Genomic DNA, 4,490 nt, shown 5'->3' on the forward strand with positions numbered 1-4,490 from the left:
GCCGCGGCCGCCTCGTCCGGGCGCCCGGCGTTCTCCGCCTCTTGGGAGGTGAACAGTTCGCCGAGCAGCGCGGTGCTCACGTCGTCGGACTCCCGCATCCGCGCCACCACCGCCGCGGCCCGCTCCCGGTCGGGTCCCGCGGCGAGGAATTCGGCGATCGCCGCCAGATCGGGCGCGGTCACCGGATGCCTCCGGACCAGCCACCGCAGCCGGGCGTAGGCCCGCGCCCAGGCCTCGTTCTGCTCGGCCAGGGTCGTCACGGTGAGCAGCGCATAGCTGAGCACGGTCGCGTCCACATGCGGCTCGTCGGGCTCGTAGTGCCGGACGGCCTCGAGCACCTCGGTGGAGAACGCATACACCTCGCTGTGCGCGCCGCGAATGGTCCAGTAGTAGCTGAGCAGCGCGAACAACGTCACCACCAGCGCGGGACGGTTGCCGGCGATCGCCTGCCGCAGCACTGTGACCAGGTTGTCCTGCTCCAGGGTGATCGTCCGGACCACCGCCAGATCCGGCAGCCGGGAGAGGTTGCCGTCGGCGAAGTCGTGCGCCCAACGGAACAGCGCCTCGCGGGCGGCGTCCTGCTGATCGGCGGCGGCGAGTTCAGCCTGGCCGAACTCGCGGACGGTCTCCAGCATCCGGTAGCGCAGGCCGGAGGTCAGCGGTTCCTCGGCGACGGTGAGCAGCGACTGGCCGATCAGTCCGTCCAGCAGGTCGTCGGCCCAGTCGCTGGCGGTCACCGCCGCCGCGGCCTCGGCCGAGAAGCCGTCCGGAAAGACGCTGAGCAGGCGGAGCGCGTTCTGCTCGTCGACACTGAGCAGCCGCCAGCTCCATTCGATCACCGCCTGCAGGGTGCGGTGCCGTTCGGGTGCGCTGCGGTCGCCGCCGGCGAGCAGCGCGAACCGGTTCCCCAGCCTGGCCTCGATCTGCTCCACGGTCATCGACCGGACGCGGGCCGCGGCCAGCTCTATCGCCAACGGCAACCCGTCGAGGTGACCGCAGAGCCGCTGCACCGCCGGCAGCGGCAGGTTCGCGCCGGGACGGACCGCGCGGGCCCGCTCCAGGAACAGCCGCACCGCCGGACCGTCGGCGCTGGCCGCCAGCGGCTCCAACGGATAAACCGCCTCGGCACCGATTGCCAACGGGCTGCGGCTGGTGGCCAGCACCCGCAGGTCGGGTGCGGCCGCAAGCGTCTCCGCGATCCACGCCGCGGCGCCCTCGACCAGGTGTTCGCAGTTGTCCATCACCAGCAGGGTGGGCCGCTCGGCGAGCTGGCCGATGATCCGGGACCGCACGTCGGCGCGCGGCAGGGCCTCGCCGAGCCGCTGGCCGGTCGTGCTCTCCCGGATGCCGAGGGTGGACGCCAGCGCGAGTGTGACGTCCTCATCGCTGCGCACGCCGGCCAGTTCCACCACGATCACCACCGGTCGGCTGGATCGCTCAGCCAGGGCCTGGGCGAGCCGGGTCTTGCCCAGCCCGCCGGTGCCCAGAACGGTGACCAGCCGGGAGTGCCGCAGCAGCACCTCGACCCGCTGCAGGTCCTCGTCGCGTCCGATCAGTTCGTTCGGTGCGGCCCGGACGCCGACCCGCCGCCTCGGCTGCGGGTCGGGTTCGGCCACACGCAGCAGCCGGGTGTTCAGCTCGATCAGCGCAGGTCCGGGCGAACTGCCCAGCTCGTCGGCCAACCGCTCGCGGTGCTCGGCGAACGCGGCCAGCGCCTCCGGGATCCGACCCTGGGCGGCCAGGCTCTCCAGATAAGAAGCCAACGCGGCCTCGTCGAACGGACGCGCCTGAACCAGCTGCCCCAGATCGGCGGAGGCCCGGACGACATCGCCGGCCTGGGCGCCGCGTCGGGCTCGTTCGGCGATCAGGTCGAGCCGCAACGCGTCGGCCTGGGCGCGGAGCAGTTCCTGGATCGGTGCGTCGCCCTGATCGGCGCCGGGTTCGCCGCGCCACAGGGCCAGCGCGCAGTCCAGTTCGACGAGCGCGGCCGCCGGGTCGGTGGACGTCCGGGCGGTGACGAGATGGGCCCGGGCCCGCCCCAGGTCGATCTGTTCGGCGGCGACGGCGAGGCTGTAGCCGGCAGCACCGAAGGTCACCAGGCCGTCGGCGGCGACTGCCCGCAGTCGCGACACCAGGGTCTGGATCGCTGCCCGCGGCGCCCGCGGCGGTTCGTCCGCCCAGAGTTGGTCGGTGAGTGTCTGCACGCTGTGCGGCTGGCCCGGTTGCAGGGCCAGGGCCACCACCAAGGCCTTCAACCGGGCGCCGGGCGGGTCGATGAGGCGTCCGTCCCGGCCCGCGATCTGCACCGGGCCGAGCAGGCGAACCCTCGGCTGGTCGTCGTGCACGGGTGCGAGCTTACGGAACGTCGATCACGAGCGGACTCGGCGTCGAGCCAGCGGAACCGAGATCCCGGGTCAAGCCCGGGATGACGGATGGTCAAGCCCGGGACGACCATCCCGTCATCCCGGCGAACGCCGGGATCTCCGGTGGCGAGCCACGCTCAGGCGGAGCGGCGCAGGATCTCTTCCAGCTCGTCCGCCGACAACATGATCGGGTTGCCCTTCATCGAGGACGAGGCCGCGGCTTGCTTGCAGATCTGCGAATACTGCTCCGACGTCACACCGAGCTCGCCGATGGTCGGGACCTCGAGCACCCGGACGGTCTCGGCCAGCCAGTCCAGCAGGGCGTCCACCCCGGCGGTGCCCGACAGCAGCGCACCGGCCTCGGCGTAGCGGGCCAGCGCGGGATCCTCGGGAGCCCGGTCGCGCAGCGCCGCGACGTTGCCGCGGCAGCATTCGACCAGCAGGGTGGCGCAGGTCAGGCCGTGTGGCGCCCCGGTCAGCCCGCCGACCACGCCGGCCAGGCCGTGCACCGCGCCGAGTTTCGCGTTGGCCAGGGCCAGGCCGCCGAGCAGCGCGCACAGCGCCATGTCGGTGCGGGCTTCCAGGTCGTCGCCGTGGGTGTAGGCGCGGCGCTGGCTGCGGCCGGCCCGGCGTAGGCCCTCGGAGCTGAAGCCGTCGGTGAGCGGGTTCGCCATCGGCGAGACGAACGACTCCAGGCAGTGGGTGAGCGCGTCCAGCCCGGACGAGGCGGTCACCGCCGGCGGGCAGCCGAGCGTCAGCTCCGGGTCGACCAGGGCGACCCGGGCCAGCATCGTCGGATGCCGCATGCTGACCTTCACCCCGTGCTCGGGCGAGGTCACCACCCCGTTCATGGTGACCTCCGAACCGGTGCCGGCGGTGGTCGGCACCGCCACGAACGGCAGCGGCCGCTGGGTCATCGCACGTCCGGCACCGATCACCTCCACGTAGTCGAGGACGTCGCCGTCGTTGGGCACCAGCGCGGCGATGATCTTGGCGGCGTCCAGCACCGCACCACCGCCGAGGCCGACCACGACGTCCGCGCCGTGCTCGCGGGCGGCGGTGACTCCGGCGCGGATGTCGTCCAGCGTCGGCTCCCCGGTGATCGGCCAACTGCGGGCGCCGTCCAGGCCCTCCAGCAGGGTGGCGAACCGGTCCGGGGTGGCCCCGGTGCATACGAACGGACGTGCGCCCAACTCGGCGACGGCGTCCGGCAACTGGGCGGATGATCCCGGACCGAACGCGATCCGGGCGGCGGTGGCGAAGGCGAAACTGGTCATCGGCACAGGATCGCATGCCTGACCACTGCGTCGCAGGCAGATGGCTGCGACTAAGGTGACGGGTGATTCCTCCCCGGCACCGATAGGACACCCAGTGACCTCCTTCAGCCTTCCCGCCCTGACCCTGGCGACCTCGTGCCCGCGCGACGCCGACGTGGTGATCTTCGGGGTGGCCGAGAGTGCCGGCAAACCGGTCCTGGTCGGCGTCCCCGACGAGATCGAACGCCGGACGGCGAAGCTGTACGGGCGTCCGCTGCTGGCGGTCGCGCGCGATCTGGGCGTTGAGGCGAAGCCTGGCAGCACGGTGACGCTGACCGGCACCGACGGCGTCCGGCTGGTCGCGGTCGGGCTGGGCGAGACCGATGTGACGCCCGAACAGATTCGCCGGGCCGCCGGCAACGGCGTCCGGGTCGCGTCCGGACTGGCCGGCGATCGCGCACTGCGGGTCGCCGTCTGCCTGGACGCCGTCGAGCCCGAGGTGGTCCGTGGTGCGGCCGAAGGTGCGCTGCTCGGCTCCTACCGCTTCGTGAAACTGAGCGGCCAGGAGCCCAAGGAGGCGATCGGCTCGATCACCGTGGTCAGCAGTTCGGCGAAACCGGAGGCCCGGCGCGCGGTCGAGGCCGCCAGGACGCTGGCAGCAGCGGTCTGCCTGGCCCGCGACTGGGTGAACACCCCGGCCAACGCGCTCTACCCGGAGACCTTCGCCGAGTCGGCCAAGAACGCCGTCAAGGGCACCCGGATCGACGTCGAGATCCTCGACGAGAAGGCGCTCGAGCGCGGCGGCTACGGCGGCCTCACCGCGGTCGGCGGCGGCTCGTCGCGCGGCCCGCGGCTGGTCCGGCTCGACTAC

3 protein-coding genes are annotated in these 4,490 nt (G+C 72.7%); 1 reads left to right on the forward strand and 2 read right to left on the reverse strand.

Features of this window, described 5'->3' with window-relative positions; genetic code table 11:
* Positions 1-2,345 (reverse strand): BTAD domain-containing putative transcriptional regulator (locus tag QM624_RS08840; RefSeq protein ID WP_415090899.1); only part of this gene is annotated, 2,345 nt, incomplete at its 3' end.
* Between the two features lie 155 nt (positions 2,346-2,500).
* Entirely contained in the window at positions 2,501-3,640 is a 1,140-nt protein-coding gene (locus QM624_RS08845) for an iron-containing alcohol dehydrogenase (RefSeq protein ID WP_415090901.1), read from the reverse strand.
* Between the two features lie 94 nt (positions 3,641-3,734).
* Here QM624_RS08845 and QM624_RS08850 point away from each other — a divergent pair.
* The coding region (locus QM624_RS08850) for a M17 family peptidase N-terminal domain-containing protein (protein ID WP_415090903.1) at positions 3,735-4,490 on the forward strand (756 nt) is incomplete at its 3' end.

The sequence above is a fragment of the Micropruina sp. genome, assembly GCF_047606365.1.
Taxonomy (GTDB): Bacteria; Actinomycetota; Actinomycetes; order Propionibacteriales; family Propionibacteriaceae; genus Micropruina.

Coding starts and splice junctions, on each gene's coding strand:
- QM624_RS08845 (WP_415090901.1), bottom strand. CDS start 3,640: ATGACCAGTTTCGCCTTCGCCACCGCCGCCCGGATCGCGTTCGGTCCG.